Here is a 25,875-nt window from a genome sequence, read left to right on the forward strand (position 1 = left end):
GAATTATTGTCAAGGGGCAACAGACCCCCATTGGGAACACCGCGAAAGGTGGCGGACGACGTCGGACGGATGATGCGCGAAGTCAAGGGCCAGACAGTCACGGGGAGCAGCGAGCTGTGGCTCGCCGCGCCCTACCCCGTGCTGGTCATGGACGCTGTCGGCGTGGTGACAGCGCGTAACTCCGCGGCCTCGGAGGCCGTTCCCGACGTCCGGCCCGGCTCGACCCCGCCCATCCCCTGGCTGCTCGACGCGCACACCGCGGGGGAGCACACCTGCACCGGGCGGGTCGACGGACGCCTGTTCGCCGCCGAGGCGCGGCCCAGCGACGGCGGCGAGACCGTCTGGTGGCTCTTCGACGACAGCGCCCGCGCCGCCGTGGCCGCCGACCTCGCCGTGGAGCGCGAGCGCACCGCCTTCCTCGCCGAGGCCTCCAACGTGCTGCTGTCCTCGCTCAACATCGACCGCTGCATGCGCGCCACCGTCGAGCTGGCCGCGCGGCACCTCGCCGACGCCGCCGTGGTCATCGGGCCCAGCTCCGGGCGCAGGCTGCCCGTCGTCTCCCGGGGCCGCGACGGCGGGATCAGGACCAGCCAGGTGACCGCAGACCCCGCCGAAGTGCCCGGTCTCGCCGAGGCGCTGCAGGGCTTCCCGCCGGTCCCGTCGCGCTGGATCGACCCGGCGTCGGTGCCCGGGTGGCTGACCGAGGGATTCGGCGGCCCGGTCGGCTCGGTCGTCATCACCCCGCTGCCCGGCCAGGGCGTGCCCGCGGGCGCCCTGGTGCTGCTGCGCCGCACCGACCACCGCGCCTTCAGCGACACCGAGGAGGTGTTCGCGCGGTTGTTCGCCGCCCGCGCGGGCGCCGCGCTCTCGGCCGCCCGGCTCTACGCCGAGCAGGCCGACATCACCGCCACCCTCATGAACGCGCTGTTGCCGCCGCAGCTGGAGCACGGCGACGGCGTGGAGTTCGCGGGCGGCTACCGCGCCGCCGCGCGCAGCGAACTCGTCGGCGGCGACTTCTACGACGTGCACCGTGACGTCGGCGGTGCGGGCATCCCGGGCGCCCCGGGTGCCGAGCGTGAGGCGCTGGTCGTGCTGGGGGACGTGTGCGGCAAGGGCCTCGGGGCCGCCGTGCTCACCGGCAAGATCCGCAACACCCTGCACGCGCTGACCTCGCTGTCAGCCGATCACCAGCACGTGCTCCGCCTGCTCAACGACACGCTCCTCGACGCCACCACGACCCGCTTCGCCACCCTCGTGCTCGCCTCGGTCTCCCGCACGGGCGAGCGGGTGCGGCTGCGCCTGACCAGCGCCGGGCATCCCCCGCCGCTGCTCGTGCGCGCCGACGGGACCGTCGAGGAGGCCGCCACCCGCGGCACGCTGATCGGCGCGCTGCCGGACATCACCTCCACCACCACCGAGACCCACCTCGCCCCCGGCGAGTCCTGCCTGCTGTTCACCGACGGCCTGACCGAGGCCCGCGGCGGCCCCTTCGGCGACGAGCTCTTCGGCGACGAGCGGCTGCGCGCCGCGCTCGCCCAGTGCGCGGGCATGCCCGCCGAGGCCGTGGTCGAGCGGGTGCAGATGCTGGTCAGCGAGTGGATCGGGCGCGGCGAGCACGACGACCTCGCGCTGGTGGCCATCACCGCGCCGCGGGGCGGCGGGGCGCAGGCGTGACCGTCACCACCGAGCTGGACCGCGAACGCGAGCGGCTCTGGAGCGCGGTCGCGGGCGGGGACGAGTTCTTCGCGACCGCCACCGTGCTGGCCGCCGTGGACGCGGGGCTCGATCCGGAGAGCGCGCTGCTGGACATCGTCGCCCCCGTGCAGGCGCGCGTCGGCGCCGAATGGGCGACCAACAGCATCAGCGTCGCCCAGGAGCACACCGCGACCGCCATCAACGACCGGGTGATCGCCGCGCTGGCCCACCACCCGGCCGCCCGCCGCGAGCCCCATCTCGGCCGCGTGGCGGTGGCCTGCGTCGACGGCGAGTGGCACGCGCTGCCCGCCCGGCTGCTGGCGGAGGTGCTGCGGCTGCGCGGCTGGCACGTGGACTTCCTCGGCGCGCAGGTGCCGACCCCGCACCTGGTCGCCCACCTGCACCAGCGCGGCCCGGACGCGCTCGCGCTGTCCTCGTCCATCCCGACCCGCCTGCCCACCGCGCACGCCACCATCACCGCCTGCCAGGCCACCGGCATGCCGGTCATCGCGGGCGGGGCGGCCTTCGGCTTCGACGGCCGCTACGCGCGGCTGCTGGGCGCCGACGCCTGGGCACCCGACGCGCGCACCGCCGCCGAGCTGCTCGTCGGCGGGCTCGCCAGTCCCAGCGCCACCCCCACGCACTCGGCCGTCGAAGACCTGCCGCACCTGGTCGACCAGGAGTACACGCTGGTCTCGCGCACCGCCGCCCAGCTGGTCAGGACCACCCTGGGCGAGGTCCCCGAGGTCGCGGGCTACACCGCCCGCCAGCGCCAGCACGCCGCCGAGGACGTCGCCCGCACCGTCGACTTCCTGGCCACGGCGCTCTACGTTGACGACGACACCCTGTTCACCGAGCACGTGCGCTGGCACGCCGAGATCCTCACCGCGCGCGCCATCCCCACCGCCGTGCTGCTCACCGCCCTGAGCGCCCTGCGCGCGCAGCTCACCGACTTCCCCCGCGCGGCGCGCATGCTCGCGGCCTCGATCCGATGTCTGCAGGAAGAAACCACGTGAGGACGTTCGACATCTCCACTACCGTCGCGGACGAGGCGGTTCACCTCACCCTCAAGGGAGAACTCGACTACACCACGGCCGACGAGCTGGTTGACGAGGCCACCGCGCACCTGGGGCGGCCGGGCCTGCGCGCCCTGCGCCTGGACTGCGGCGGCATCACCTGGTGCGATTCCTCCGGCCTGGCCGCCATCCTGAACCTGCACCGCGCCTGCGCGGCCCAGGGCGTCGCGCTGCGCCTGGAGAACCGGGCCCAGCACCTGGACAGGGTGCTTCAGCTGACCGGGACGTTCGAGCACCTGACCGAGCCCGAGGTCGACTGAGCGGCGGCGGTATCGTGCGCGTGTCGGCGGGTACGGCAGTGCGCTCGCGGTACCGGTCGGGTGGACGAAGCGGGAGAATCTGGTGAGCCGAATGGGAGTGGACGTCTCGGTGGTGCGCTCGGAGACCGGTGTCTGCGCCACTGTCTCCGGTGAGCTGGACACGGCCACCGTCGCTGACGCGGAGTCGGCGCTGCGTCCCGCCGTGAGCGGGCCGGGCCCGGTGGAGCTGGACCTGTCCGGGGTGACCTTCTGCGGTTCGGCCGGCCTGAGCCTGCTGCTGGAGCTGCGCAAGGCCGCGGTGGCGGCCGGGGTCGAGTTCGTGATCGCGGGCTCCAGCCGCGCGGTGGACCGCCTGCTGGACATCACCGGCACGGCGGGTGTCTTCACCCGCCGCTGACCGCCTGGAAGATCAGCTGCACGCAGTCGCCGTCGTCCACCGTGCGCACCCTGACCCGGTAGACCGGTTCGAGGACGCCCGGGGTCAGGACAGCGGCGGTGGGGCCCGCGGCGGCGACCCGGCCCGCGTCGAGGAGGACGAGGTGGTCGCAGTAGCGGGCGGCGAGGTTGAGGTCGTGCAGGACGACGACGGTGGTGACGCCGATCTCGCGCACCAGGCGCAGCACCTCGTGCTGGTAGCGGATGTCCAGGTGGTTGGTCGGCTCGTCCAGCAGCAGGTGCGCGGTGTCCTGGGCCAGGGCGCGGGCGATGAGGACGCGCTGCTTCTCCCCGCCGGAGAGGGTGGCGCAGTCGCGGTCGGCGTGCGCGCGCATCCCGACCCGGCGCAGCGCCGCCGCCGCCGCGGCGTGGTCGCCGTCGGTGTAGCCGCGCAGGGCGCCGCGGTGCGGTGCGCGGCCCAGCAGCACCATGTCGGCGACGGTGACGGGCAGCTCCGGCGGGTGCTCCTGGGCGACGACGGCGACCCGGCGCGCCAGATCGCGGCCGGGGAGCGCGGCCAGCGGGTCGCCGTCGATGAGGACGGTGCCGCCGTGCGGGCGCAGCGCCGCGTACAGCACGCGCAGCAGCGTGGACTTGCCGCTGCCGTTGGGGCCGATGAGCCCGACCACACCGCCCGACCCGGCCCGCAGGTCGACGCCGGCCAGCACGGGCGCGCCGCCGTAGGCGAAAGTGATGTCGCTGGCGTGCAGCACGATGGCCTCCGGGGTCAGCTCGCCGAGCGCACGCGGCGCACGAGGAACAGCAGGAACGGCGCGCCCAGCACCGCGGTGATGATGCCGATGGGCAGTTCCCTCGGCGCGAACGCCGTGCGGGCCACCACATCCGCCCAGATCAGGAACACCGCGCCGAGCAGCGCCGCCACCGGCAGCAGCCTGCGGTGCACGCCGCCAGCGCACAGCCGCGCCACGTGCGGCACGACCAGGCCGACGAAGCCGATCCCGCCGGAGACCGCGACCGCCGCGCCCACGCACAGCGCCACCACCGCCAGCGCCTGGGCGCGCAGGCGCGCGGGCGGGCTGCCGAGGGCGTGCGCGGTGTCGTCGCCGAGCACGAGCGCGTCGAGCCTGCGCGCCCACAGCAGCAGCACGGCCAGCGCCGCGGCCAACAGCCCGCCGGCCACGCCGACGGCGGACCAGTCGGCCCTGGCCAGCGACCCCAGCAGCCAGAACAGCACGGCGCGGGCGCCCTCGGGGGTGTCGGAGGCGAAGATGAGGAAGCTGGTGACCGCGGTGAGCACGTAGCCGACAGCCACCCCGGACAGCAGCAGCCGCACCGAGGTGATGCGCCCGCCGATCCCGGCCAAGGCGAACACGATCGCCGTCGCGGCCAGCGCGCCCGCGAACGCGCTGCCGGTCAGCGAACTGGCCCCCACCCCCGCCGACGCTCCGAAGAGGATGGTGACCGCCGCGCCGGTGGAGGCCCCCGAGGAGACGCCGAGCAGGTACGGCTCCGCGAGCACGTTGCGCACCAGTGCCTGCAGGGCCACCCCGGACACCGCCAGCGCCGCGCCGACCACCGCGGCCAGCAGCACGCGCGGCGCGCGTACCAGCCACACGATGGAGTCCTCCGAGGCCGTCCACGTCACCTCGACCCCGCCCGTCAGGTGCGCGGCGATGACGCGCGCCACCGTGCCCGGCGCCACCGGCACCGGGCCGAGCCCGATCGCGACCGGCGCGCTGAGCGCGAGCAGGGCGGCCAATCCGCCCGCCCACAGCGCGGCGCGCCTGCCGCGGTCGAGGCGCTCGGCGGTGGCGACGGTGGTCATCGGCCCAGTTGGGCGGCCAGGTCCTCCAAGCCGTCCACGGCGAGGGTGCCGTGCCCGGAGTAGAAGAAGTCCAGGACGAGGATGTTCTCGTCGGCGACGGCGGGGACGCCCTTGAGGTCGGGGCGGCCGGTGATGGCCTCGCGCGCGGTCTGGTCGGTGGTGTTGCCCAGCTGGTGCAGCGCGATGATCCGCTCGGGGGCGGCGGCGATGAGCGACTCGGTGGAGGGCTCGAAGTAGCGCTCGTCGGCGCTCTCGAAGGTGTTGGCGAGGCCGAGCGCGGCCATCTGCTGATGGATCATGCTGCGCCTGCCGTAGGCGCCGAGGCCGGTGTCGGGACCCGCGACGAACAGCGCCGCCGTGGTGCCCTCCCGTGGGGTGGAGTTCTCGCGGACGGCGGCGACGCGGGCGCGCAGGTCGTCGGCGGCGGCCTTGGCGGCGTCCTCGGTGCCCAGCACGCGGCCCACGGTCTCCACGTCGGTGAACAGCTCCTCGATGGGGTCGCCGACCTCGGACTGGCCCGCGCCGAATCCGCCGCAGTAGCCGCTGATGATCAGCGTCGGGATGCCCGCGGCGGCCAGCTCGTCGGGGCCGAACTCGTTGAGGCCGTAGGTGATGACGAGGTCGGGCGCGGCGCCGATGATGACCTCGCGGGAGATGTCCTTGGAGTGCGGCAGGATGGACGTCTCGGCCTTGGTGAAGGCGTTCTCCGCCGCGCCGAGCGGTTCGCCCTTCAGCGGGGTGAACGTGGCGACGCGGTCCGCGCCGCCCGCGGCGTGCACGATCGTGCCCGCCTCGCCGCCGATGACGTAGACCTTGCTGGGCGCCCGCTCGACGGTGACCTGCCTGCCGCAGTTCTCCACGGTCATCGGGTAGCCGGCTGCGGCCGGGGCGGCGGTGGGGCCGGTGCCGCACGATGCGGCGAGCAGCGCGGCGGCGGCGAGCGCCGCGGCCTTGCGGGTGGGGGACATCGGGGATGCCTTTCGGTCAGCCGCGCGTGGAGAACGCGCGGGAGGACGGGACGAGCGCGGCGACGGCGGGGGCGGCGAAGCACACCCCGGCGCACACCAGCAGCACCGGGGCCGCGCCGAACGCGGCGATGGCCGGTGCGATGAGCGCGAGGCCGACCGGGGCCAGGCCGTAGGAGAACAGGAAGTCCAATGAGGACACGCGGGCGAGCTTGTCGGGGGCGACCTCGCGCTGTGTCGCGGTGAACCAGGGGACGTTGAACAGTTCGATGCCCACGCCCGCCACCGCGTAGGCGGCGACGACCAGCGCCGCGGGCGCCGGCAGCAGCAGCGCGAGCGGGGCGAACCCGTAGCAGGCCAGGCCCGCCAGCGCCGCCCAGCCCGACGCCGTCGGCCGCCAGCGCGACATCAGCACCGCGCCCGCGAGCGCGCCGAGGGTGTAGGCCGTCATCGCCGCGGCGAGCACGGCCTCGGTGTCGTAGCGGTCGCGGCTGACCAAGGGGAGGACGACGCCGGTGGCCGAGTAGCCGGTGGCGATCACCGCGGTGAGGGCGCCGAGCCCGGCCAGGAACCACGGGTGTCCGCGCGCCTCGCGCACGCCCTCGGCGAACTCGGCGACGAATCCGGCCCGGCGCACCGGGCCGGTGGCGGGCCCGTCCGGGCGTGCGCGCCCTCCCGCGGGCGGGAGCAGCGCGGCGGTCAGCCACAGCGCTCCCATCCCCACCAGCAGCGCCTGGGTGGTCACCACGACCGCCAGCAGCGCCGTCAGGCCGGGGGCGAGCAGCGTCGTGACCCGCACCGCCAGCGTGAGCGCGGCGTTGGCCTGCTGGCGCCGGTCCTCGTCGACGATCTCGGCCGTCAGTGCCTGGAACGCGGGCCTGCACGCCCCCTGGCCCGCTCCGACCACGGCGGCGGCGGCGGCCATCAGCCACACCGACCACCCCACCCCCAGGGCGATCACCGGTGAGGCCGCCGCGGCGGTCAGCCCCGACCACAGCACGACCCCGCGGCGGGAGAACCGGTCGGCCAGCACGCCCGCCACCGGGACCGCGGCCAGGAAGCCCGCGGTGCGGGTGGCCAGGACGATGCCGAGGTCCACGCCGCTGATCGAGCGCTCCAGCACCGCGAGCCCCAGGACGAACGGCATCGCCCAGGTCGCCATCCCGGACGCGGTCGACCCGGTCCAGAGCCGCAGGAACGCGCGGTCGCGCAGGACCGACCGGGGCCGGTCGGTCGGGGTGGCGGTCACGGGCACCCCTCCAGACTTGAAATGGAAATCATTATCGGTAGAGTACCCGACGGGGTGACACCCGGACGGGTACCCCTTGGGCTCCACATCGGACGAGACGAACCCGTTGGCGCGTCAGCGAAGCCGGCGGGCGGAAGGAGAGCGGTGCAACGCTCGGCAGTCGGAGCGGCGGACGCCGTCGCGGACCTGGTCGCCGACGTCCTGGCCGGGGCGCGTGGTCCAGACCCCGCCGGGGTGGCGGTCACCAGCGTCTTCTGGGTCCACCACGGCACCCGGCTCGCGGGCGGGACCACCACCTACCGCAACCAGTACGTGCTCGCCCGCGTCGGCGGGGCCTTCGGCGCGTGCGCCTTCGCCGAGGGTGAGATCGACGCCGCGGTGTGCGCGGACGCCTCCGGCGGAACCGTCGCTGACCTGCTCGGCTCCCCGCACCGGGCGCTGCGCGTCGCCGCGCTCGACGCCTACCTCGCCCACGCCGCCCCGCACCGCGACAGCGGCGCCGAGCGCCTCACCCTGCCCGCGGGCACCCCGGAGGCCAGAGCGCGCGCCCGCGACGCCGCGGTGGCGGGCCTGCTCGACCCGGCGCCCGGGGCGAAGGTCGCCCTCATCGGGGTGGTCAACCCGCTGGTCGCCGCGATCCGCGACCGCGGCGCGCACTGCCTGCCTTGTGACCTGTCGATGCGCACCACCCAGTGGGGTGATCCGGTGACCTCGGACATGCGGGAGGTGCTCGCGGTCGCCGACGCCGTCGTTGCGACGGGAATGACCGTCGGCAACGGCACCTTCGACGAGATCCTGCGGACCTGCCGCGCGCGCCGGCTCCCGCTCGTCGTCTACGCCCAGACCGGGGCGGCGATCGCCCGCGCGTTCCTCGGCGGCGGGGTCACCGCCCTGTCGGCGGAGCCCTTCCCGTTCTCGCAGTTCAGCGCCGACGAGACCGCCATCTACCGCTACCGCGCCTGACCCCCGACTTGGAGACCACCACCGCCGTGGACGACCACATCGCCGACGCGCTCAGCCGACCCGCCCTGGTCCGCACCGGTGACGGCATCGCCTGCCTGCGGTTCGAGACCATGAAGGTGGTCTCGGCCATGGCCGCCGTCCGTCACCTGCTCGACCGCGGGACCGTCACCGAGGGGGACACCCTTGTCGACAGCTCCAGCGGGATCTACGCCCACGCCCTCGCCCTGGCCTGCCACCGGCACGGGCTGCGCTGCCACATCGTGGCATCCACCACTGTGGACAGGACGCTGACCGCTCAGCTCAGCATCCTCGGCGCCACCGTGGAGCCGATGCCGCCCACGCCCAACCTCAAGCTCGACCAGAACCGCCGCGTCGCCCGTGTTCACGAGATCCTGCGCGACAATCCGCGCCACTACTGGATGCGGCAGTACCACGACGACATCCACTACCTCGGGTACCGGGTCGTCGCCGACCTCCTGCGGCGCGAGCTCGGCGCGTCCGGGCTCACCGTGGTCGGGGGCGTCGGCACCGGCGCGTCGACCGGGGCCCTGGCGACCTACCTGCGCGAGCACGACCCGTCGGTGCGGCTGGTGGGGGTGCAGCCCTTCGACAGCGTGACCTTCGCCAGCGACCACGTGCACGACCCGGAGATCATCATCGCGGGCATCGGCAGCTCGATCCCGTTCGCCAACGTCGACCACCGGCTCTACGACGTCATGCACTGGTTCGGCTTCCCCGCGGCCATGTCCGGCGCCGTCGCCCTGCTGCGCGAGCACGCCGTCTTCGCGGGCCTCTCCTCGGGCGCGGCCTACCTCGCCGCCCGCTGGGAGCGCCGCGAGGACCCCACCCGCCGCGTCGTCTTCATCGCACCCGACACCGGCCACCGCTACGTCGAGGCCGCCTACACCCGCCACCCCGAGGCCCCGTCCCCCGACTCGCTGGCCCCCCACCCTGTCACCAGCCCTGCCGACATGGCCCAGCCCTGGTCCCGCATGCCCTGGAACCGGGCCCCCGCCCCACCTCGGGCCGCGGCCCACCCCGCTCGCGCCGCCTCCTGACCTCCAGTCCGCTCTGACCGGAAAGTTTCGCGCCGCACCTTGTGCCCCATCGCCGTCGTGCACGAGGTTGTTGTGCGACAGATTGGAGCGCCAGATGGCCCACATCGACCTCGGTGTCGACGAGACGCAGCACCCCGGCATCAACGGCCCGATGATGTACCGCCCGGAAACCGCCAAACCCCTCAACGAGCTGGCCGAGGTCCTGCTCCGCTCCGAACCCCACCCCCTGTCCCGGGGCGAGCGCGAACTCATCGCCGCCTACGTCTCCGGCCGCAACGACTGCGACTTCTGCTGCACCTCCCACTCGGCCTTCGCCGCCGCCCAGCTGGCGGAGGGCATGGCGCTGGTCAAGGAAGTCCGCACCGACATCGAGACCGCCGCCATCACCCCCAAGCTCCGCGCCCTCCTGCACATCGCGGGCGCCGTCCAGCGCTCCGGCCGCGAGGTCACCCCCGCGCTGGTCGAGGCCGCCCGCACCGAGGGCGCCACCGACCTGGAGATCCACGACACGGTCCTCATCGCCGCCGCGTTCTGCATGTTCAACCGCTACGTCGACGGCCTGGGCACCCTCTTCGTGGACGACCCCGTCCGCTTCGCCCACGCCGCCACCCAGATAGCCGAGCACGGCTACCTCCGCTGAGCCCACCGGGCGGGTGCGTGGCGCGAAGTCGCCACGCACCCCAGGCGGAAAGTTTCCACCCTGCATGAGACCGCTCTCTTGACATAGGTCCAGACCAACTGTGATTCTCCAGTCGAGAGCTCTCACCACTCTCCTCCCTGCGTAAGGAGCTGTTGTGAGAACGCGTCCCGCTGTGCCCCTGACCGCCCTGGCCACCTCCGCCCTGGCCCTCACCTTCGTCCCCGGCCTCTCCCAGGCCGCCCCCGCCCCGACCACCGCCCCCGACTCCCTGCACGTCGCCCTCCAGCGCGACCTCGGCTGGTCGCCCGCCGAGGCCGCCGTCCACCAGGCCGACGAACTCGCCACCCGCCCCGTCGAAGGCGCGCTCAGGCTGCGGCTCGGCGAGCGCTTCGGCGGGGCGTGGTACGACGGCGGACTCAAGGTCGGCGTGCTCGACCAGGCCTCCGCCGACGCCGTGCTGGCCGCGGGCGCCGAGCCGGTGCGGGTCGCGCGGTCGGAGAAGGCGCTGGCCAAGGACAAGGCGCGCCTGGACTCGGTCAAGGCGGGGGCCGAGGTCTACTCCTGGTACGTCGACCCCGCGTCCAACGCCGTCGTGGTCGAGGCCAAGACCACCGCCGACGCCCAGGCGTTCGCGCGGAAGGCGGGCGTGCGCGCGGAGGTCGAGGTCGGTCAGGCGCCCAAGCCGCTCTACGACATCCGGGGCGGCGACCAGTACGTCATCAACGGCAACACCCTCTGCTCCGTCGGGTTCTCGGTCAACAACGGCGGATTCGTCACCGCGGGCCACTGCGGCGGCACCGGCAGTCCGACGCTGGGCTACAACAACGTCAGCCAAGGGTCGTTCGCGGGCTCCTCCTTCCCCGGCAACGACTACGGGTGGGTGCGGACGAACGGCAACTGGACGCCGACGCCCTATGTGAACAACTACTCCGGCGGCAGTGTCGCCGTCGCCGGGTCGCAGGAGGCCGGGGTCGGGGCGTCGGTGTGCCGCTCGGGGCGCACGACCGGGTGGCGGTGCGGGACGATCCAGGCCAAGAACGTCACCGTGAACTACTCCGGGCAACTGGTGTACGGGCTGACCTCCACCAACGCCTGCGCGCAGGGCGGGGACTCCGGCGGCGCGTGGCTGGCGGGCAACCAGGCCCAGGGGGTCACCTCCGGTGGGTCGGGCAACTGCTCCACCGGCGGCACCACGCTTTTCCAGCCCCTCAACGAGATCCTCGGCGCCTACGGGCTGCAACTGACCACAACGGGCGGCGGTGGCGGCACAAGCCAGATCATCGGCTGGCAGAACAAGTGCATCGATGTGCCCAACAGCAACGGCGTCGAAGGGCAGCGCCTTCAGCTGTGGGACTGCAACGGGACCAACGCGCAGCGGTGGACCTTCCCCGGTGACGGCACCGTCCGCGCGCTCGGCCTGTGCATGGACGTCGCCTGGGGCTCGCGGGACAACGGCGCGGCGATCCAGCTGGCGCGGTGCTCGGGCAACCCGGCGCAGCAGTTCGTGCTCAGCGGGGCGGGCGACCTGGTCAACCCGCAGGCCAACAAGTGCGTCGACGTCACCTCCTGGGGCGGCACCGGAACTCCTTTGCAGCAGTGGGAATGCCTCGGCGGCGCGAACCAGAAGTGGCGCAGGGGGTAGCTGACGGCGGCGGCCGCGTCCCCACGGGCGCGGCCGCCATCACCCGACCGTGGTCCGCCTTGGCCCGCGCTTTCCCGGCCCGATCGGTATTGGTGGGAGGACAGGCCGACAGAGGGGGAAGCCGATGCGTCGTGCAATCGTGGGTGTGGTCGCCGCACTGACCGCCGGAGTGGGGGTGACGGGCACGGCGAGCGCGGGCGCGGAGTTGCGGTGGGCGCCCTGTCCGGAGAACGCGGCCGTGGAGTGCGCGTCGCTGGCGGTGCCGATCGACTGGGACCGGCCCCAGCGCGGCTCCATCGAGATCGCCGTCGCGCGCGCGAAGGCCACCGGGCAGCGCGAAGGGGTGCTGCTCCACCTACCGGGCGGGCCGGGCGGCTCCGGCGTCGGCGCGCTCGTCGGCGGGGGAGTGCTCACCCCGGAACTGGCCGAGCGCTTCGACATCGTCAGCATCGACCCGCGCGGCACCAACCGCAGCCACCCGGTGCGCTGCCCCAGCGACGTGCTCAGCCAGATGCCGGACCTCGTCCCCGAGACGGGCGGTCGCCACGCCGAGCTCAAGGCCTACAGCCGCCGTCTCGGTGAGGCCTGCCGCGCGCTCACCGGCCCGCTGATCGACCACGTCGACGCCGTCAGCGTCGCCCGCGACATCGACGCGCTGCGCGCCGCGCTGGGGGAGCGGCGGCTGAGCGTCTACGGCATCTCCTACGGCACGCTCACCGGCCAGATGTACGCCGAGCGGTTCCCGCACCGGGTCCGCGCCCTGCTGCTGGACAGCGTCTTCGACCACAGCCTGCCGACCCGGCGGTTCCTGGCCACCGAAGCCCGCGCGGGCGAGGACTCCTTCGCCGAGTTCGTCCGCTGGTGCGCGCGGGAGTCGTCCTGCGCTCTGCACGGCCAGGACGTCGGCGAGGTCTACACCGCCCTCTACCAGCGCGCGGTGCGCGGTGAGCTGCGATGGCCCGACGAGCCGGGCGAGCGGCTGGACGTCCTGATGTTCGTCCAGACCGCCATCGGCCGCCTCTACGGACCGGACTGGCCGGGCCTGGCCGACTTCCTCGACGCCCTCACCCGCGCCCCCGCCCCGACCCCCGCCCCGACCCCCGCCCAGACCGCCGCCGAGGCCACCGACATGCCCATCGCCGCGTTCTGCGGCGACCACGACTTCGCCATCGGCTCCCAGCGCGACTGGGAGCGGGCCTGGCGCGACATGCGGCGGGAAGCGCCCACCGTCGGCGGGCACTTCGCGTGGGTGGCGGTCTCGCTGTGCGCCGACTGGCCCGCGGACACCGGCAACCCCCAGCACCGCACCGACGTCGACGGCGGCCCCGTCGTCCTGCTGATGAACTCCCGCTTCGACCCGGCGACCCCGCTGGAGTGGGCCGAGAGCGTCGACCGGCAGCTGGACCGCTCGTTCCTGCTCACCTACGAGGGCTGGGGCCACCGCGTGTACGACCGAAGCGGCTGCACCCTCGACGCGACGCACCGCTACTTCCTCGACGGCAGGCTGCCCACCCACTCCCGCTGCTCCGCTGTTGAGCCGACCCCTGCCGACACGGCCCCTGCCGAATCGGCCGCGAGCCCCGCGCCGGTCCCGGGGACGGGCTGGTAGCGGTCAGGACCGCGCCGGGCTGGTGGGCACCCAGCCCGGCGGCGGGTCCTCGCCGACGAGCCCGTCGGCGGACTCGCGCAGCAGGTCGAGGTGGCCGGTGTGGCGGCCGTACTCCTCCACGAGGTCGCACACCAGCCTGCGCAGGCTGGCATGGCGGCCGTCCTCGCCGCTGATGTGCACCAGCTGGTCGAGGCCCCCGTCGGAGAGCGCGGCGTCCAGGCGGGTGGTCGAGCGGGCCACGGCCGCGTCCCACAGGGCGTACAGCTCATCCGGGGAGTCGTGCTGGGCCGAGGTGAAGGGGTAGTCGGTGGACCAGTCCGCCGACGCCCACGGCTCACCGGGGGACCCGCCGGTCAGCTTGCGGGTGAAGGTGAAGTCCTCCACCCAGGCCAGGTGCTTCAGCAGGCCGCCGATGGTCAGCGCGGACGCGCCGACCCGCGCGGACAGGGCCGCGGCGCCGAGGCCGTCGGCCTTCCAGCGGAAGGTCGTGCGCAGCCGGTTGAGCGCGCCGAGCAGGTGTTCCAGTTCCGAGCCCGCCAGCGGCGGCTCCCACGGGGTTTCGCTCACCCGGGCATCCTCGCCGAGATGATCTGCTCGCGCAGGATGTCGGCGTGCCCGCAGTGCTGGGCCAGCTCGCGCAGCACGTGCAGGTACACCCAGCGCAGCGGCAGCGGGCCGCGCCGGTTGCCGCGCAGCAGGTCGTCCATGCCCAGCTCGGCCACCCGCGCCCGGGACCGCTCGCAGGCGGCGGCGTGGCGGGCGCGGATCGACTCGACCGTGTCCTCGTCGGTGAGGATGAACGTCTCTCCCGGGGTCTCCGGGATGCCGATCTCCTCCCTCGGCAGGCAGGTCACGGCCTGGTTGAACCACACCTCCTCGACGAACACCCCGTGCTTGACCAGTCCGAGCAGCGTGGTCCGCGACGGCACCAGCGAACGGCGGGCCTCCTCTTCGGTGATCCCCTGCAGGCAGCCGTTCAGGTAGTCGCGGTGCTCATCGATGAACGCCTCCAGCTGGGCGCGAAGGGGTTCGGAGAAGACGTCCTGGCTCCACATGGACCCATCATGCCGGACCCCGGCGGACGCCAGATCCCGCAATATGGAAGACCTTTCCACAAGGTCGGCCGACTGTCACGATCGGCACATGGCCTCCACGCGGCGCCCGGCACGGGAACCGGAAGGTTTCCCGCCACCCGCGTGACGGTCCGCGATGACGGCCTGGCGGGTCTGGGACGCACACCGACACCCGCCAGGCCCACCGCCGCACCCACGGCTGGAACACCCCCCAACCCCGGAGCAACCCGTGCCCGACACCCACGAGCCGCTGAAGTTCGCCTACTGGGTCCCGAACGTCAGCGGCGGCCTGGTCGTGAGCAAGATCGAGCAGCGCACCGACTGGTCCTACGACTACAACCGCGAACTGGCCGTCCTGGCCGAGAACAACGGATTCGACTACGCCCTCACCCAAGTCCGCTACATGGCCAGCTACGGCGCGGCCTACCAGCACGAGTCCACCAGCTTCAGCCTCGCGCTGCTGCTGGCCACGCAGCGGCTGAAGGTCATCGCCGCCGTCCACCCCGGCCTGTGGCACCCGGCCGTGCTCGCCAAGCTCATCGCCACCGCCGACGACCTCTCCGGTGGCCGCGCCGCGGTCAACGTCGTCAGCGGATGGTTCAAAGGCGAGTTCACCGCACTGGGTGAACCCTGGCTGGAGCACGACGAGCGCTACCGCCGCGCCGAGGAGTTCATCCGCGTCCTGCGCGCCAGCTGGACCGAGGAGCCCGCCGAGTTCGCGGGCGACTTCTACCGGCTGCGCGGCTACGACCTCAAGCCCAAGCCCCCCGTGCGCCCCGAGGTGTTCCAGGGCGGCAACTCCACCGCGGCGCGCGCCATGGCCGGCCGGGTGTCGGACTGGTACTTCAGCAACGGCAAGGACTTCGACGGCGTCAGCGAGCAGGTCGCCGAGGTCTCCGCCGCGGCCGAGCGCCACGGCCGCACAGTCCGCTTCGGCCTCAACGGTTTCCTCATCGCCCGCGACACCGAGGCCGAGGCCCGCGACACGCTGCGCGAGATCGTCGCCAAAGCCGACGTCGACGCCGTGCACGGCTTCCGCGACGCCGTCCAGCAGGCAGGCGGCTCCACCGGGGACAAGCGGGGCATGTGGGCCGACTCGTCCTTCGACGACCTCGTCCAGTACAACGACGGGTTCCGCTCGCGCCTGATCGGCACGCCGGAGCAGATCGCCCGCCGCGCCATCGAGTACAAGCGCCGCGGCGTCACCCTCCTGCTGCTCGGGTTCCTGCACTACCACGAGGAAGTCGCCTACTTCGGCGAGCACGTGCTGCCCGTCATCCGCGCGCTCGAAGCCGACGCCGACAAGTCCGCCGCCACCGCAGAACCGATCGGAGCCTGACGTGACCACCACCCAGCCCGCGTGGACCGCGACCCCCACCGACGAGCAGGCGTGGCTCGGCCGCGCCCGCGAGGTCGCCGCGATCCTGGCCACCGACGCCGTGGCCCGCGACCGCGCCGGGGCCACCCCGCGCGCGGAGGTCCAGCTGCTCAAGGACTCCGGCCTCGTCACCCTCCTGGGGCCTGCGGAACACGGCGGCGGCGGCCAGAACTGGACCACCGCCTACCGCGTCATCCGCGAGATCGCCGTCGGCGACGGGTCCATCGGACAGCTCATCGGCTACCACTACCTGTGGTTCTGGGCCGCCCGGCTCGTCGCCACCCCCGAGCAGATCGCCGCCGTCGAGGAGCAGGCCACCCGCGAGCGCTGGTTCTTCGGCGGCGCGGTCAACCCGCGTGACAACGACCTCATCATCACCGAGGACGGCGACGAGCTGGTCTACAACGGACGCAAGTCCTTCTCCACCGGCAGCAGGGTCTCCGACGCCACCGTGCTCGAAGGCGTCCTGGCGGGCACCGACAAGCACATCTTCGCCATCGTGGCCTCCGCCCAGCCCGGCATCGTCTTCAACGACGACTGGGACAACCTCGGCCAGCGCCTCACCGAGAGCGGCAGCGTCGAGATCCGCGACGTGCGGGTGCCCTGGGCGCAGGCGGCGGGCTACGTCGACCGCGAGTTCCAGCCGCGCGTCTACAGCACCCTCAACGTGCCGCTCATCCAGCTGGTGTTCACCAACTTCTACCTGGGCATCGCCAGGGGCGCGCTGAGCACCGCCGCCACCTATACCCGCGAGCGCACCCGGCCCTGGCCCTACGGCGGCGACCTCAAGGACGCCGCGACCGAGGAGTTCTACATCCTCGACGCCTACGGCGACCTGCAGTCCAAGCTGTGGGCCGCCGAAGCCCTCGCCGAGCGCGCGGCGGCTGCCATCGAGGCGATCAACGCCCACGCCGACACCGTCACCGAGCGCGAGCGCGGCGAGGCGGCCGTGCTCGTCGCCGCGGCCAAGCAGCGCGCCATCGACACCGGCCTCGAGGTCGGCAGCCGCGTCTACGAGGTGACCGGCGCCCGCGCCAGCGCCGCGTCGGTCGGCCTCGACGTCCACTGGCGCAACATCCGCACCCACAGCCTGCACGACCCCGTCGCCCACAAGCGCGCCGAGGTCGGCCGGTACGCGCTGCTCGGGCAGATCCCCGAGCCGACCTGGTACACCTGAGCGCCGGGAGGAACCGCCGATGCCGACGATCGTCGCGCTGTCCGGGAGCCCGTCGGCAACCTCGCGCACCGCCGCCCTCACCGACCACGCCGCCGACCTGCTGCGCGCCGACGGGCACAGCGTGCGCTCCGCGCGGGCCAGGGACCTGCCCGCCGACGCGCTGCTGTCGGCCGACGCCCGCCACCCCGCGATCGCCGACCTGCTCGCCGCCATCACCTCCGCCGACGGCGTGCTCGTCGCCTCGCCGGTGTACAAGGCGGCCTACAGCGGCGTGCTCAAGACCCTGCTGGACCTGCTGCCGCAGTACGCGTTGGCAGGCAAGACGGTGCTGCCGGTGCTGACCGGCGGCACCCAGGCCCACGTGCTGGCGGTGGACTACGCCCTGCGGCCGGTGCTCTCCGCCCTCGGCGCCCACCACGTCGTGCCCGGCTGGTTCGTGCTCGACCGGCACATCCGCACCGAGGGCGGGGCGGTCGTGCTGGCCGAGGAGGCCGAGCGCCCGCTGCGCGAGGTCGTCGCGGGGTTCTCCGCCGCGCTGCACGCCCGTGCGGGACCGCTCACCGGGTGAGCGTGGCGAGAACGGGCCTGGCCTAGTGCTGGTCAGGCCCGTTCAGCGCGCTCTCGACCGAGGACGCCAGGACGAACAGCCGCGTCGTCTCGGTCAGGTCCAAGACCCGGCGGACGGCCTGCGGGGTATTCGACAGGATGAACCGCACACCCTGGTCGGAGGCCTGGTCGCGGGAGACGATCAGCTCCCGCAGCCCGCTGGAGCTGATGAACGCGACCTCGGACAGGTTCACCGCGACCGTGTCCGGCGTGCCCGCCAGCGCGGCGGACAGCGCCTCGCGCAGCTGCGCCGAGGTCGCCATGTCGATCTCGCCGCGCACGCCGACCACCGCGGCCGCACCTCGGCGCTCCACCGAGATCTCCAGCTGCGGACCTGTTTGCACCTCGACCTCCCTGGGGACTTTCCCGACCGTATCCGGCCCGCGGGACGCCTGCCAGCGGTCCTGCGTCGCCGGGTGCGGCACGGCGGTGGTGAGATTGTGACCGCCGGGACGAGCCGGAGGGCGGACACGATGGCGGCAGACAGAGCGGGACCGGCTGAGCTGGTGTTCCCCGGCGGCAGCGAGATGGCCGCACGCATGCGCGCCCACCCGTGGGCCGAGACCACGCTCGGTCCGCCGCAGGACTGGCCCGCGGGCCTGCGCGCGGCGGTGCGCATCTGCCTGACCTCGCGGTTTCCGATGATCGTGTGGTGGGACTCCGACCTGCGCTTCCTGTACAACGACGCCTACATGCCGCTGATGGGCGCCAAGCACCCCGCGCTCTTCGAGGTCGGGGAGCGCATCTGGGCCGAGATCTGGCACATCGTCGGGCCGATGCTGACCTCGGTGCTGGAGACCGGGGAGGCCACCTGGTCGGAGGACCAGCTGCTGCCGCTGGACCGCCACGGCTACCTCGAAGAGACCTACTGGACCTACTCCTACAGCCCGCTGCACGACGACGAGGGCGCGGTGCGCGGGGTGTTCACCGCCGTGCGCGACACCACCGACCGCGTCATCGGGGAGCGCAGGCTCGCGGTGCTCAGGGAGCTGGGCGCGCTGGCGGGTCGGGCGCGGGACGTGCGGGAGGCGGGCGAGCTGGTGGCCCGCGCGCTGGACGCCGCGCGGGCCGACCTGCCCTACGTCGAGGTCCACCTGCGCGAGGCTGACAGCGACGGGCTGGTGCTCGCCGCGACAACTCCGGCGGGGGAGACCGGCCGGGGATGGCCGCTGGAGGAGGCCCTGGCGGGCGAGGCCCCCGTGGTCATCGACGACGTCGTCGCGCGCGTCGGGGCGCTGCCGTCGGGCGGCTGGCAGGTGCCGCCCGCGCAGGCGGCGGTGTTCCCCATCCCCGGCGACACCGCGGGCAAGCAGGTGGGCGCCGTCGTGTTCGCGGTGTCGGCGGGCAGGCCGCTGGACGAGGAGTACCTGGCGTTCCTCGGCCTGGTCGTGCACCAGGTCGCCGCCCTGGTCAACGCCGCGGTCAGCTTCCGCGCCGAGCAGCGCCGCAACGAGCAGCTGACCGAGCTGGACCGGGCCAAGACCGCGTTCTTCTCCAACGTCAGCCATGAGTTCCGCACGCCGCTGACGCTCATGCTCGGCCCGGTCGACGAGCTGCGCGCCGAGCGGCAACGCCTCGGCGAGCCGCCGAGCGAGGAGCTGGAGGTGCTGCACCGCAACGCGCTGCGGCTGGGCAAGCTGGTCAACACCCTGCTGGACTTCTCGCGCATCGAGGCAGGGCGCGTGGTCGCCCAGTTCGAGCCGGTCGACCTCGCCGCGTTCACCACCGAGCTGGCCGGGGTGTTCCGGTCGGCTTTCGACAAGGCTGGGGTCGCCTTCGAGGTCGACTGCCCGCCGCTGCCCCACCCGGTGCACGTCGACCGGGGCATGTGGGAGAAGGTCGTGCTCAACCTGCTGAGCAACGCCCTCAAGCACACCTTCGAGGGCACGGTGTCGGTACGCCTGCGCGCCGAGGGCGGCCAGGCGGAGCTGCTGGTCGGCGACACCGGCATCGGGATCGCCGCCGAGGAGATGCCCCGGCTGTTCGAGCGCTTCCACCGCATCCAGGCCGCGCGCGCCCGCTCCAACGAGGGCAGCGGCATCGGCCTCGCCCTGGTCCGCGAGCTGATCGACCTGCACGGCGGGACCATCACCGCGCGCAGCGCGCCCGGCGAGGGCACCGAGTTCGCCGTGCGGGTCCCGTTCGGCGTCCGCCACCTCGATCCCGAGCGGGTGTCCCCGCACCCCCAGCCCGGGGCGGGCATCGCGGGCGCCGACCCGTTCATCCAGGAGGCGCTGCGCTGGCTGCCCGACGGCGAGGACACCGCCACGGGGCCCTGGGGGTCGGCGGAGTCGGCCTCGGTCCTCGTCGCCGACGACAACGCCGACATGCGCGACTACCTGGTCCGTCTGCTCTCGCCCGCCTACCGGGTCACCGCGGTCGAGGACGGCCTGGCCGCGCTCGCCGCCGCCCGTGCCACCCCGCCCGACCTGCTCATCAGCGACGTGATGATGCCCGGTATGGACGGGTTGGCACTGGTCGGCGCGCTGCGCGAGGACCAGCGCACCGCGCGCACGCCGATCGTGCTGCTGTCGGCGCGCGCCGGGCAGGAGGCGGCCATCGACGGCCTTGAGGCGGGCGCCGACGACTACCTCGTCAAACCGTTCACCGCCGCCGAACTGCTGGCCAGGGTCCGCTCGGCGATCGCGCTGAGCGGGTTGCGCGAGCGGCACGAACGCTGGCGCGACACCCTGATCGACTCGCTGCGGGAGGCCTTCTTCGTCGCCGACGAGGAGGGCGCGGTCATTGAGATCAACACCGCGTTCACCGATCTCATCGGCTACGGCCCCGACGGCCTGCCCTACTCGTGGCGCCACCCCTGGCTGCCGGACGAGCGCGTCGACCCCGAGGCGCACCGGCTGGCCGACGCCGCCTTCGCCGAGGTCATGGGCGGCGGGTCGGGCACCTACCGCATCCCGGTGGTGCACCGCGAGGGGCAGCGGCTCTGGATCGAGGTGACCCTCAACCCGGTCGAGGACCCCGGCACCCACCGCAAGGTGCTCGTCGGCACCTTCCGCGACATCACCGCCGAGCACTACGCCGTGCAGACCGACGCCGCGGTGGCGGCGATGAGCGTGCGACTGGGGTCGGCGGACACGATGGACGACGCGCTGCGCGGGGCGCTCGGCGAACTGCGCGGGCTCTGGCGCTCCGCCGAGGTCGTCGCCGCGGTGTGGACCGACGCCGACGATCCCACCGTCCTGAGCACCGAGCCGCACCGGCGCTGGGCGGAGCTGCGCCCCGAGCAGCGCCACGCCGCCGCCGCGCTGCGGACCTCCCCGCCGCTGGTGCCCGCGGCGTTCCCCGGCGTGGGCGCGGGGATCGCGCTCAAGCACCCCGACGGGCTGCTCGCCATCCTCATCGACCTCCACGAGCGGCGCCCGCTGTCCACCGAGGACCGGACCCTGCTCGCGCTGCTGGGCGGGCACCTCGGCCAGGGCCTGCACCGCGCGCACCAGATCGACCAGCAGCGCACCACGGCGCTGGAGCTGCAGCGGGCGATGCTCGGCCCGGCCCACCAGCTCTCCGGGCTGGTCGTGCGCTACGAGCCGGCCGCCCGACCGCTGGAGGTGGGCGGCGATTGGTACGACACCGTCGAGCTGGCCGACGGCCGGATCGGCATCGTCGTCGGCGACTGCGTCGGCCGCGGGCTGCCCGCCGCCGCGGTCATGGGCCAGCTGCGCAGCGCCTGCCGCGCGCTGCTGCTGCAGGACTCCAGCCCCGCCCAGACCCTGATGGCGCTCGACCGCTTCGCCGCCGTGCTGCCCGGCGCGATGTGCACGACGGTGTTCTGCGGCGTCCTCGACCTCGCCGAGCGGACCCTGGTCTACTCCAGCGCGGGCCACCCGCCCGGCATCCTGACCCACCGCGACGGCTCGGTCGACCAGCTCGACGGCGGTCGGGCCACGCCGCTGGCGGTGCGCCCCGGCCACCCCAGGCCCGAGGCGACCTGCGCCATCCCGCCCAGGTCGACGCTGCTGCTGTACACCGACGGCCTCATCGAGCGCCGCCGCGCCCCGCTCACCGACGGCATCGACCGCGCCATCGCGGCCCTGCACGCCGGGCGGGGCACCCCCATCGGCGACCTGGCCGACGACGTGATGACGGCCCTGGCCCCCGACGTCGGCTACGACGACGACGTCGCCCTGCTGCTCTACCGCGATCCCGCGCCGCTGAGCCTGGGCTTCCCCGCCGTCCCCGAGCGCCTCGCCCCGGCCCGCGCCGCGCTGCGCGAGTGGCTCGCCCGCTGCGACATCGACGCCGACCTCGCCCAGAACGTGCTGGTCGCCGTCGGCGAGGCGTGCACGAACGCGATCGAGCACGGCTACCTGCTCGCCCCCGACAACCAGGTCACCCTGCACGCCGAGGCGACAGTCACCGGCCTGCGCCTGCTGGTGCGCGACAGCGGCGCGTGGAAGCCCCGCGACGCCACCCCGCACCGCGGCCGCGGCATCGACCTGATGCGCGCGGTCATGGACGACGTCGTGATCAGCCCCAGCCCGCACGGCACCACCGTCGAGATGCGCGTGCGCACGGACTGACGGAAACCAGCGGGCAGCAGGCAACAAGTCAGGAATGGTCCTGTGCGCCAGGCTCTCGGCGTGCCAGGATTCGCGGTCTATGCAGCCACCTGATCAGGCATCCCCGGCGCGGGCCGGGCGCTCGGGCAGCCGGGTGCGGGCCGCCTACGCCAGCGGCTCCTTCGTGACCGGCGCCTTCGGCACCGTGCCCGGCCTGCTGATGCTGCCCTACCTGACCGACTCGCTCGCCGTGCCCGCCGCGGTGGCCGGGCTGCTGGTCCTGGCGCCCAAGGCGTGGGACGTGCTCTTCAACCCCGTCGCCGGGCGCATCAGCGACCGGGCGGGCACCCGCCTGCCGTTCCTCACCGGCGGCGGGATCGCCCTGGCCGCCCTGTTCGCCGCGTTGTTCGCGGGTCCGTTGACCGGCGGCTGGGCGATCGCCTACGTGGCCGTGGTGTTCCTGGGCTGTGCGACCGCGTTCGCGTTCTTCCAGGTGCCCTACGTGGCGATGGCCGCCGAGATCACCGACGACTACGACGAGCGCACCCGGCTCATGGCCTGGCGGATGGCGTTCCTGGCGCTGGCGATCCTGGTGTCCGGCGCGGGCGCGCCCGCGCTGCGCGACGCCGTCGGCGGGTACTGGGTGGTGGGGGTGGCCGTCGGCGCGCTGATGCTCGTGGGCACGCTGGTCACCGTCGCGGGCATGCGGCGGGTGCCCGCCGCGATCCGGCCGACCGCCGAGGCCACGCCCCGCGAGCTGCTGCGCGTGGTGCGGGGCAGCCGGGTGTTCCGGCTGCTGCTGGCGGTCTTCGTCGTCCAGGCCGTCGGGCTGGGCACGATGCTCGCCGGGGTGGACTACTTCGCCAGGCTGGTGCTCGCCGACCCGGGCGCGCAGACGGCGCTGTTCGTCGGCTTCGTCGGGCCCGCGCTGGTCGTCATGCCGCTGTGGCAGCGGGTCGGGGCGCGCCGGGGCAAGCGGTTCGGGCTGCTGGTGGCCTCGCTGCTGTTCGGGGCGGCGGCCGCCGGTCTCGCGGCGTCGCGGTCGCTGCCGACGGTCGGGGTGTTCGCGCTGATGGCCGTCGTCGGCGTCGGCTACGCCGGGATGCAGGTGTTCCCGCTGGCCATGCTGCCCGACGTGATCAGCGCCGAGGAGAAGGCCAGCGGCACCGCTCGGGCGGGCCTGTTCGCCGGGGTGTGGACGGCGGGGGAGACCCTCGGCCTCGCGCTCGGCCCTGGCGTCTACGGACTCGTGCTCGCCGTCGGCGGGTACGTGGCCAGCAGCGGCGGCGCCGAGCAGCCGCCGGGCGCGGTGACCGCCGCGCTGATCGGGTTCACCGCGCTTCCGGCCGTGCTGGCCGTCATCGCCCTGCCCCTGCTTCCCCGGGAGACGAGCACGTGACCGGTATGGCCGCCGACGACGTCCTGGCCGAGCTCGCCGCGCTGCGCGGCGGCGACCTGCCCACCCACGGGGGCCGCACCCTGGCCTACGTCTACGACAGCGCCCTGCCCGGCCTGGACGCGCTGGCGGCCTCGGCGCACGCGCTCGCCTCGTCGGTCAACGGGCTGGACCCGACCGCGTTCCCGAGCCTGCTGCGGCTGGAGAACGACGTCGTCGCCGCCGCGGCACGGCTGCTGGGCGGCGGGCCGGGGACCGTCGGCGCCGTCACCTCCGGGGGCACCGAGTCGTGCCTGCTGGCCGTGCAGGCCGCCCGCGACGCCCGCCCCGAGGTCGCCGAGCCGGAGATCGTGCTGCCGGAGACCGCGCACGCCGCCTTCCACAAGGCGGCGCACTACTTCGGCGTGCGCGCCGTGGTCGTGCCGGTCGAGGCCACGACCTTCCGCGCCGACCCCGCCGCGATGGCCGCGGCGATCACCGGGAGCACGGTCCTGGTCGTGGCCAGCGCGCCCTCCTACGCCCACGGGGTGATCGACCCGGTCGCCGAGATCGCCGCCGCGGCCCGTGCCGCCGGGGTGCGCTGCCACGTCGACGCCTGCATCGGCGGCTGGGTGCTGCCGCACGCCGAGGTGGCGCCCTTCGACCTCTCCGTGCCGGGCGTGACCTCGCTGTCGGTCGACCTGCACAAGTACGCCTATTGTCCGAAAGGGACATCGGTGCTGCTGCACGCCTCGGCCGAGCTGCGCCGGGCGCAGTACTTCGCCAGCGCCGCCTGGCCCGGGTACACGATGCTCAACTCCACGATGCAGTCCACCCGCTCCGGCGGTCCGCTGGCGGCCGCTTGGGCCGTGCTGCGCCACATCGGGCCCGACGGCTACCGCGACCTCGCCGCCAGGGCGCTGGCGAGCACCCGCCGCATCGTGGACGGCATCGCGGCGACACCCGGCCTGCGCGTGCTCGGCGAGCCGGAGTCCACATTGGCCGCTTTCGCCGGCTTGGACGTCGACGTGTTCGTCGTGGCCGACGAGATGAAGGCGCGCGGCTGGTACGTGCAGCCGCAGTTCGCCTCGGGACCGTCCCCGGCGAACCTGCACATCACCGTCACCGCGGCCAACGACGGGCACGAGGACGCGTTCCTCGCCGACCTGCGCGACGCCGTCGACGCCGCCCGCGCCGCCGGTCCGCCCGACGTCGGCCCGGACGTGGTCGCCTTCGTCGCCGCCCTCGACCCGGACGGGCTCACCGGCGAGCAGTTCGCCGGGCTGCTCGCCGCGGCGGGCATGGGCTCGGGCGACCAGGTCCTCCCGGACCGGATGGCGGCGGTGAACACGCTGCTCGCCGCCGCCCGCCCACGGTTGAGGGAACGCCTGCTAGTGGAGTTCCTGGGCGTGCTGTACACCCCCAGCGAGTGATCGTTTAGGAGGGAGCGACCGGCAGTCGCCCTACCTGGGGGTCACTCGCCGGGACAGATCAGATACGGTGTGTCAGCACTGCTCGCGTCCACTCTCCCCGGTGAGGTGCTAATGGAGCCCCCTCGTTCCTCGTTGATCGACACCACCCGTCCCAGCGTCGCCCGCGCCTACAACGCAGCGCTGGGCGGCAAGGACAACTACGAGGTCGACCGCCAGCTGCTGGAGCAGATCACCTCCGTGGTGCCGGAGCTGCCGTTCATCGCGACCAGCAACCGGGAGTTCCTCGTCCGCGCGGTCCGCTTCCTGGCCCGCGACGCCGACATGGACCAGTTCCTCGACTGCGGCTCCGGGCTGCCGACCGCGGAGAACACCCACCAGATCGCCCAGCGGGTGACCCCCGACGCCCGGGTCGTCTACGTGGACAACGACCCGGTGGTGCTCGCCCACGGCAGGGCGCTGCTGGAGGAGAACGAGAACACCCGCTTCATCGACGCCGACATCTTCGAGCCCGAGAACGTGCTGGAGAACGAGGACGTCCGCACCCACCTGGACCTGACCCGTCCGCTCGTGCTGATGATGGTCGCGACCCTGCACCACCACAACCCCGACGAGAGCCCGCTGGCTCCCGCCGAGATCATGCGCCGCTACATCGATGCCATCCCGTCCGGGTCCTACGTGGCGTTCAGCCACTTCATCGACCCGGAGAACGAGCACACCGAGACCGCCATGCGCATCCAGACCATCACCATGGAGACCATCCACCGCGGATACTTCCGCAAGCGGGCCGAGATCGAGGAGATGATCGAGGGCCTCGACCTCGTCGAGCCGGGCCTGGTGACGGCCGACGACTGGTGGCCGAACGGCCCCCGGCAGAAGCCGCTGCCGTCGGTGGGCCACTGCATCGTGGCCGCGGTCGGCCGCAAGCCCTGAGATCG

23 protein-coding genes are annotated in these 25,875 nt (G+C 73.7%); 16 read left to right on the forward strand and 7 right to left on the reverse strand.

Features of this window, described 5'->3' with window-relative positions:
• Positions 1–72: 72 nt before the first annotated feature.
• The 4 genes from ACFPM7_RS04745 to ACFPM7_RS04760 all read left to right on the forward strand — a co-directional run bounded on the left by ACFPM7_RS04745 (position 73) and on the right by ACFPM7_RS04760 (position 3,428).
• The gene (locus ACFPM7_RS04745) at positions 73–1,674 is read left to right on the forward strand and encodes a PP2C family protein-serine/threonine phosphatase (RefSeq protein ID WP_378244206.1); all 1,602 of its coding nucleotides are present in this window, start codon (positions 73–75) and stop codon (positions 1,672–1,674) included.
• Entirely contained in the window at positions 1,671–2,711 is a 1,041-nt protein-coding gene (locus ACFPM7_RS04750) for a cobalamin B12-binding domain-containing protein (protein WP_378244208.1), read from the forward strand. Before ACFPM7_RS04745 ends, ACFPM7_RS04750 begins: the two co-directional genes overlap by 4 nt.
• Positions 2,708–3,031 carry an STAS domain-containing protein gene (locus ACFPM7_RS04755; protein ID WP_378244210.1) on the forward strand — a complete coding sequence of 108 codons (324 nt, stop codon included), beginning with the start codon at positions 2,708–2,710 and terminating at the stop codon, positions 3,029–3,031. Before ACFPM7_RS04750 ends, ACFPM7_RS04755 begins: the two co-directional genes overlap by 4 nt.
• A gap of 91 nt (positions 3,032–3,122) precedes the next feature.
• A complete protein-coding gene (locus ACFPM7_RS04760) occupies positions 3,123–3,428 on the forward strand; it encodes an STAS domain-containing protein (RefSeq protein WP_378245007.1) in 306 nt (101 codons plus the stop codon).
• Here the strand turns inward: ACFPM7_RS04760 and ACFPM7_RS04765 are convergent.
• From ACFPM7_RS04765 to ACFPM7_RS04780, 4 genes are read right to left on the reverse strand one after another with little or no spacing between them, the layout of a single operon-like run.
• Positions 3,415–4,179 carry an ABC transporter ATP-binding protein gene (locus ACFPM7_RS04765; protein WP_378244212.1) on the reverse strand — a complete coding sequence of 255 codons (765 nt, stop codon included), beginning with the start codon at positions 4,177–4,179 and terminating at the stop codon, positions 3,415–3,417. The genes ACFPM7_RS04760 and ACFPM7_RS04765 overlap by 14 nt on opposite strands.
• Before the next feature lie 14 nt (positions 4,180–4,193).
• Positions 4,194–5,252: a FecCD family ABC transporter permease gene (locus ACFPM7_RS04770; RefSeq protein WP_378244214.1), complete on the reverse strand. Its 1,059-nt coding sequence runs from the start codon at positions 5,250–5,252 to the stop codon at positions 4,194–4,196.
• The gene (locus tag ACFPM7_RS04775) at positions 5,249–6,220 is read right to left on the reverse strand and encodes an ABC transporter substrate-binding protein (RefSeq protein WP_378244216.1); all 972 of its coding nucleotides are present in this window, start codon (positions 6,218–6,220) and stop codon (positions 5,249–5,251) included. The genes ACFPM7_RS04770 and ACFPM7_RS04775 overlap by 4 nt, the downstream gene beginning before the upstream one ends.
• A 16-nt stretch (positions 6,221–6,236) precedes the next feature.
• The gene (locus ACFPM7_RS04780) at positions 6,237–7,466 is read right to left on the reverse strand and encodes an MFS transporter (protein ID WP_378244218.1); all 1,230 of its coding nucleotides are present in this window, start codon (positions 7,464–7,466) and stop codon (positions 6,237–6,239) included.
• A 144-nt stretch (positions 7,467–7,610) separates the two neighbouring features.
• On the opposite strand from ACFPM7_RS04780, the gene ACFPM7_RS04785 reads away from it, so the two are divergent.
• From ACFPM7_RS04785 to ACFPM7_RS04805, 5 genes are all read left to right on the forward strand, one after another.
• On the forward strand, positions 7,611–8,429 hold the full coding sequence (locus ACFPM7_RS04785; RefSeq protein ID WP_378244220.1) for a Rossmann-like domain-containing protein: 819 nt from the start codon (positions 7,611–7,613) through the stop codon (positions 8,427–8,429).
• A gap of 26 nt (positions 8,430–8,455) precedes the next feature.
• The gene (locus ACFPM7_RS04790) at positions 8,456–9,487 is read left to right on the forward strand and encodes a pyridoxal-phosphate dependent enzyme (RefSeq protein ID WP_378244222.1); all 1,032 of its coding nucleotides are present in this window, start codon (positions 8,456–8,458) and stop codon (positions 9,485–9,487) included.
• A gap of 94 nt (positions 9,488–9,581) precedes the next feature.
• On the forward strand, positions 9,582–10,127 hold the full coding sequence (locus ACFPM7_RS04795) for a carboxymuconolactone decarboxylase family protein (RefSeq protein ID WP_378244224.1): 546 nt from the start codon (positions 9,582–9,584) through the stop codon (positions 10,125–10,127).
• A gap of 154 nt (positions 10,128–10,281) precedes the next feature.
• Positions 10,282–11,769, forward strand: coding sequence for a ricin-type beta-trefoil lectin domain protein (locus ACFPM7_RS04800; protein WP_378244226.1), 1,488 nt, complete (start codon positions 10,282–10,284; stop codon positions 11,767–11,769).
• Positions 11,770–11,914: 145 nt separating this feature from the next.
• Positions 11,915–13,378, forward strand: coding sequence for an alpha/beta hydrolase (locus ACFPM7_RS04805; protein WP_378244228.1), 1,464 nt, complete (start codon positions 11,915–11,917; stop codon positions 13,376–13,378).
• Positions 13,379–13,381: 3 nt separating this feature from the next.
• On the opposite strand, the gene ACFPM7_RS04810 is transcribed toward ACFPM7_RS04805, so the two are convergent.
• Complete coding sequence (locus tag ACFPM7_RS04810; RefSeq protein ID WP_378244230.1) at positions 13,382–13,945, reverse strand: mycothiol transferase; 564 nt, start codon at positions 13,943–13,945, stop codon at positions 13,382–13,384.
• A complete protein-coding gene (locus ACFPM7_RS04815; RefSeq protein ID WP_378244232.1) occupies positions 13,942–14,433 on the reverse strand; it encodes a DinB family protein in 492 nt (163 codons plus the stop codon). The genes ACFPM7_RS04810 and ACFPM7_RS04815 overlap by 4 nt, the downstream gene beginning before the upstream one ends.
• 247 nt (positions 14,434–14,680) lie before the next feature.
• Here ACFPM7_RS04815 and sfnG point away from each other — a divergent pair, with 247 nt between their 5' ends.
• The 3 genes from sfnG to ssuE are packed head-to-tail and all read left to right on the forward strand — an operon-like array spanning position 14,681 to position 17,574.
• Positions 14,681–15,790 carry a dimethylsulfone monooxygenase SfnG gene (gene sfnG / locus ACFPM7_RS04820; protein ID WP_378244234.1) on the forward strand — a complete coding sequence of 370 codons (1,110 nt, stop codon included), beginning with the start codon at positions 14,681–14,683 and terminating at the stop codon, positions 15,788–15,790.
• A gap of 1 nt (position 15,791) precedes the next feature.
• Positions 15,792–17,006, forward strand: a complete 1,215-nt coding sequence (locus ACFPM7_RS04825; protein WP_378244236.1) for an acyl-CoA dehydrogenase family protein — start codon at positions 15,792–15,794, stop codon at positions 17,004–17,006.
• Positions 17,007–17,025: 19 nt separating this feature from the next.
• Positions 17,026–17,574: an NADPH-dependent FMN reductase gene (ssuE, locus tag ACFPM7_RS04830; RefSeq protein ID WP_378244238.1), complete on the forward strand. Its 549-nt coding sequence runs from the start codon at positions 17,026–17,028 to the stop codon at positions 17,572–17,574.
• A 22-nt stretch (positions 17,575–17,596) separates the two neighbouring features.
• Here the strand turns inward: ssuE and ACFPM7_RS04835 are convergent, their stop codons facing one another.
• Positions 17,597–17,956, reverse strand: coding sequence for an STAS domain-containing protein (locus tag ACFPM7_RS04835; RefSeq protein WP_378244241.1), 360 nt, complete (start codon positions 17,954–17,956; stop codon positions 17,597–17,599).
• Positions 17,957–18,085: 129 nt separating this feature from the next.
• Here ACFPM7_RS04835 and ACFPM7_RS04840 point away from each other — a divergent pair, with 129 nt between their 5' ends.
• The 4 genes from ACFPM7_RS04840 (at position 18,086) to ACFPM7_RS04855 (ending at position 25,870) form a co-directional block, all read left to right on the forward strand.
• The gene (locus ACFPM7_RS04840; protein ID WP_378244243.1) at positions 18,086–22,153 is read left to right on the forward strand and encodes a SpoIIE family protein phosphatase; all 4,068 of its coding nucleotides are present in this window, start codon (positions 18,086–18,088) and stop codon (positions 22,151–22,153) included.
• 79 nt (positions 22,154–22,232) lie between these two features.
• On the forward strand, positions 22,233–23,531 hold the full coding sequence (locus ACFPM7_RS04845) for an MFS transporter (RefSeq protein WP_378244245.1): 1,299 nt from the start codon (positions 22,233–22,235) through the stop codon (positions 23,529–23,531).
• A gap of 5 nt (positions 23,532–23,536) precedes the next feature.
• A complete protein-coding gene (locus ACFPM7_RS04850; protein WP_378245009.1) occupies positions 23,537–24,940 on the forward strand; it encodes a pyridoxal phosphate-dependent decarboxylase family protein in 1,404 nt (467 codons plus the stop codon).
• A gap of 111 nt (positions 24,941–25,051) precedes the next feature.
• A complete protein-coding gene (locus tag ACFPM7_RS04855) occupies positions 25,052–25,870 on the forward strand; it encodes an SAM-dependent methyltransferase (protein ID WP_378244247.1) in 819 nt (272 codons plus the stop codon).
• The last annotated feature ends 5 nt before the right edge of the window (positions 25,871–25,875 follow it).

Origin of the sequence: Actinokineospora guangxiensis (assembly GCF_042657845.1) — a bacterium.
Taxonomy (GTDB): domain Bacteria; phylum Actinomycetota; class Actinomycetes; order Mycobacteriales; family Pseudonocardiaceae; genus Actinokineospora; species Actinokineospora guangxiensis.

Excerpts from the sequence above, each read along its gene's own strand:
- ACFPM7_RS04745 (WP_378244206.1), top strand. The coding sequence starts at position 73 with ATGCGCGAAGTCAAGGGCCAGACAGTCACGGGGAGCAGCGAGCTGTGG.
- ACFPM7_RS04760 (WP_378245007.1), top strand. The coding sequence starts at position 3,123 with ATGGGAGTGGACGTCTCGGTGGTGCGCTCGGAGACCGGTGTCTGCGCC.
- ACFPM7_RS04770 (WP_378244214.1), bottom strand. The coding sequence starts at position 5,252 with ATGACCACCGTCGCCACCGCCGAGCGCCTCGACCGCGGCAGGCGCGCC.
- ACFPM7_RS04775 (WP_378244216.1), bottom strand. The coding sequence starts at position 6,220 with ATGTCCCCCACCCGCAAGGCCGCGGCGCTCGCCGCCGCCGCGCTGCTC.
- ACFPM7_RS04795 (WP_378244224.1), top strand. The coding sequence starts at position 9,582 with ATGGCCCACATCGACCTCGGTGTCGACGAGACGCAGCACCCCGGCATC.
- ACFPM7_RS04815 (WP_378244232.1), bottom strand. The coding sequence starts at position 14,433 with ATGTGGAGCCAGGACGTCTTCTCCGAACCCCTTCGCGCCCAGCTGGAG.
- ssuE (WP_378244238.1), top strand. The coding sequence starts at position 17,026 with ATGCCGACGATCGTCGCGCTGTCCGGGAGCCCGTCGGCAACCTCGCGC.
- ACFPM7_RS04840 (WP_378244243.1), top strand. The coding sequence starts at position 18,086 with ATGGCGGCAGACAGAGCGGGACCGGCTGAGCTGGTGTTCCCCGGCGGC.
- ACFPM7_RS04845 (WP_378244245.1), top strand. The coding sequence starts at position 22,233 with ATGCAGCCACCTGATCAGGCATCCCCGGCGCGGGCCGGGCGCTCGGGC.
- ACFPM7_RS04850 (WP_378245009.1), top strand. The coding sequence starts at position 23,537 with ATGGCCGCCGACGACGTCCTGGCCGAGCTCGCCGCGCTGCGCGGCGGC.
- ACFPM7_RS04855 (WP_378244247.1), top strand. The coding sequence starts at position 25,052 with ATGGAGCCCCCTCGTTCCTCGTTGATCGACACCACCCGTCCCAGCGTC.